Origin of the sequence: Streptomyces sp. PA03-1a (assembly GCF_033792805.1) — a bacterium.
Taxonomy (GTDB): Bacteria; Actinomycetota; Actinomycetes; order Streptomycetales; family Streptomycetaceae; genus Actinacidiphila.
On sequence record NZ_JARAVO010000432.1, the window covers coordinates 1 to 2,995 of the forward strand.

3 protein-coding genes are annotated in these 2,995 nt (G+C 75.8%); 2 read left to right on the plus strand and 1 reads right to left on the minus strand.

The annotated features are described in order from the left end of the window. Both PV341_RS44470 and PV341_RS44475 read left to right on the plus strand, forming a co-directional pair. Positions 1-1,210 (plus strand): patatin-like phospholipase family protein (locus PV341_RS44470; RefSeq protein WP_500360943.1); only part of this gene is annotated, 1,210 nt, incomplete at its 5' end. 104 nt (positions 1,211-1,314) lie between these two features. Next, positions 1,315-1,863, plus strand: a complete 549-nt coding sequence (locus PV341_RS44475; protein WP_500360945.1) for a hypothetical protein — start codon at positions 1,315-1,317, stop codon at positions 1,861-1,863. Between the two features lies 1 nt (position 1,864). Here PV341_RS44475 and PV341_RS44480 read toward each other — a convergent pair whose 3' ends face one another. Continuing rightward, a complete protein-coding gene (locus PV341_RS44480) occupies positions 1,865-2,884 on the minus strand; it encodes an acyltransferase family protein (protein ID WP_500360946.1) in 1,020 nt (339 codons plus the stop codon). Positions 2,885-2,995: the final 111 nt, after the last annotated feature.

Genomic DNA, 2,995 nt, shown 5'->3' on the forward strand with positions numbered 1-2,995 from the left:
GCACGGGACTGCCCCCGTCGTGGGGCCCGCCGGACCCGGTCCGGGCATCGGGCCCCACGACGGGGGCAGTCCCGTGCCGGACCGCTTCGGGGACCTGCGGCGGCGTGCCGCGGGCATCGGTTCCGGGCCGCTGCCGGAGTACGGCGCGGCGGCGGGCCCGGGCACGGGGGCGGTACCGGCCCCGGACCGGTGGGAGACCGCACAGGGGACGGCCTCGCACCGGTTCGGGCTGGTACTGGCGGGAGGCGCCGCCAGAGGCGCCTACCAGGTGGGCGCGGTCGAGTGCCTGGCCCACCACGGCGCGCGGATCACCGCCATCGCCGGGACCAGCATCGGGGCCCTCAACGGGGTCGCGCTGGCCGGTGCGCCGAGCCTGCGGGAGGGGGCGGCGCGCCTGGCGGAGCTGTGGCGCGACTTCACCTCCCGCATGGGCGACGCCCCGTTCGGCACCCGGGCCGTCGCGGACGGGGCCGTCTCCGAGTCCCTGCTGCAGAGGTTCGGCAACCTCGCGCCCCGGGTCGTCCGCCTCCTCGGCGCGCACGGCGACCTGGAGCGGCTCGCCGACCGCGCCGTCGACGCGGCCGCGCTGCGGCGCCCGGCGGCCGTCACCATGCGGGTCGCGGCGTACCCCGTCCTGGCCCCGCACCCGCTGCCGCACCTGCGGGCCGGACAGATGGCCGCCGAATGGCTGGCCGGACTCCTCGGCAGCCGCTCGCGGATCCTCCACCTCAACGGCCTGGAGCACGCGGAGATCAAGGAGGCCGTGCTGGGCAGCGCCGCGCTTCCGTTCCTGTTCGCGCCGCGCCAGGTCGCGGGGGAGTACTACCGCGACGGCATGCTCGGCCGGGACAACACGCCCATCCGCGCCCTGGCCGACCTCGACCACTGCGACATCGTCATCGTCGTCCAGCTCGCCCCGGGCGAGACCGTGCGGCAGATCGAGCACCCCGGGCTGACCCTGCTGCGCGTCCGCCCGTCCCGCCCGCTCACCCCCGAGGGCACCCTGGGCACCCCCAGCGGACTGCTGGACTTCTCGCCCGCCACCTTCGAGCGGCTGCGCTCCCGCGGCTACGAGGACACCGAGCGAATGCTCGCCAGGACCGCCGGCCTGCTCGGCGCGGCGCACGAGGTGCGCGCGGCCGAGGAGTTCATGGCCGACGCGGTCCAGCGCGTCGTCGACAGGGGCCGCCGGCTCCGCGGCGGTCCGTGAGGCGGCGCCGTTCGCGCGCGCACACTGCCGGGAACGGGCCATGCCCACGGGCCCGCGGACCTGCCACCCTCGCTGCGGCAGTGGCGTGGCAGGGGGGAGCCCACATGGCGGGCGGCGGAGGCGGCGGCGCGTTGTTCTCGGTGGTCTGGGGGCTCGGGGCGACCGGCTTCGGGTGGGTCCTCGTGACGGACTTCCGGGGTGCGGCGCGTCGCTTCCACACGATGTCCTCGCGGTCCGCGCCCTTTGGCGGGGGCCGGCCACCGGCCGTCGGCATCGGGTTCGTCCGCTGCGTGGCCGGGGTGTTCGCCCTGGCCGGGCCGGTGGTCCTGGTGACCGGTCTGCTCGTGCTGGTCCGGGACCCGGCGGCGCCGGAACGGCTGCCCCGGCTGCCCTTCCCCTTCGCCGTGTTCGCCATCCTCGGCGCAGGGGTGGGGCTGTGGACCTTCTGGCGGCGCTCCGGCGTGCTCCGCCTCGAATGGGCGGAGGGCGGCACCGTCCGGCGGGCGGCGGCGGCCGTCCTCACGGGGGTGCTCGTCGCCTTCCCGGTCCTGTTCGTGCTCGGCCGGACGATGCCGATGCTCCTCGTCTGGCTGCTCGGCGGTATCGCGGGCGGGGTCCTGCTGGTGGGCCGCCGGGACCGGGCGCCGCGGTGACTCAGCGGGCCCCGGCGGCGCGGCCGCGGGCCCGCCGGCCGCGCTTGCGCCCGCCCGTCGGCCACAGGCGCGGCCGGCGTCGTGAGGCGACGTCCTCGGTCCAGCCGACCAGCAGGACGGCGGCGCCGATGAGCGGCCAGACGACGAGGAACTGGAACCAGGTCGCGTCGAGCGGGAGATGGGCCTCGAAGAAGGGCACGTCCCACATCAGGTCGATCAGCGGGACGCTGGCGAAGAGCGCGACCTCGTGCCACAGGTAGAAGGTGACGGCACGGGCGTTGAGCAGTCCGACGGCGCCGTCGACGACGGGCAGGCGGCCCATCCGGCGCGGGCGGAAGCGCAGCAGCAGGAGGACGAAACCGGCCGACCACAGCGCCTGGGCCAGCGGGATCTCACCGAGGTCGATGCCCTCGTCGGTGGGGTGGGTGTATGCGAACCAGCCGCCCGCGGCGAGGCAGAACGCGGCCGAGGCGACCACGGTGCGGGCCTGCAGGGCGTCCAGCAGGCCGTCGCGGTGCGCGAACCCGAGCAGCCAGCAGGCGGCGAAGGTGACGAGGTCGACCACCGGCGTGAGGGCCGGCTCGGCGAGCGGCAGCCGGTCGTACTGGGCGAGGACGACCAGGGCGCCGCAGGCGGCCAGGCACGAGCGCGGCGCGGCCCGGAAGGCCTTGAGCAGCCAGGGGGAGAGCAGGACGAGCCACAGGTAGGTGCGGATGTACCAGAGCGGGGCGATGATCTGCTCGGCCCAGGCGGTGCCGGGCGGGTCGGCCAGCGGCAGGATCCACAGCAGCATCCGGTGCCAGGAGTGCGGCCGCCAGCCGTGGAGCAGCATCAGGACGGTCACGGCGGCGGCGAACAGCCAGAAGGGCACCAGCAGCCGCCGCAGCCGGCCGCGCACCACGGACAGCGCGGGACGCTGCAGCGAGTGCGCGGCCAGCGACCCGGCCAGGGCGAACATGATGCCGATGGACGGGAGGAGCAGGGTCAGCCAGGCCCAGCCGAAGGTGTGGTAGAAGACCACCCGTACCAGGGCGAGGGCGCGCTCTTCGCCAGCGTCCCGCTGATCGACCTGATGTGGGACGTGCCCTTCTTCGAGGCCCATCTCCCGCTCGACGCGACCTGGTTCCAGTTC

Bases quoted from the DNA above. Each gene is read 5' to 3' on its own strand.
- PV341_RS44475 (WP_500360945.1), top strand. From the start codon at position 1,315: ATGGCGGGCGGCGGAGGCGGCGGCGCGTTGTTCTCGGTGGTCTGGGGG.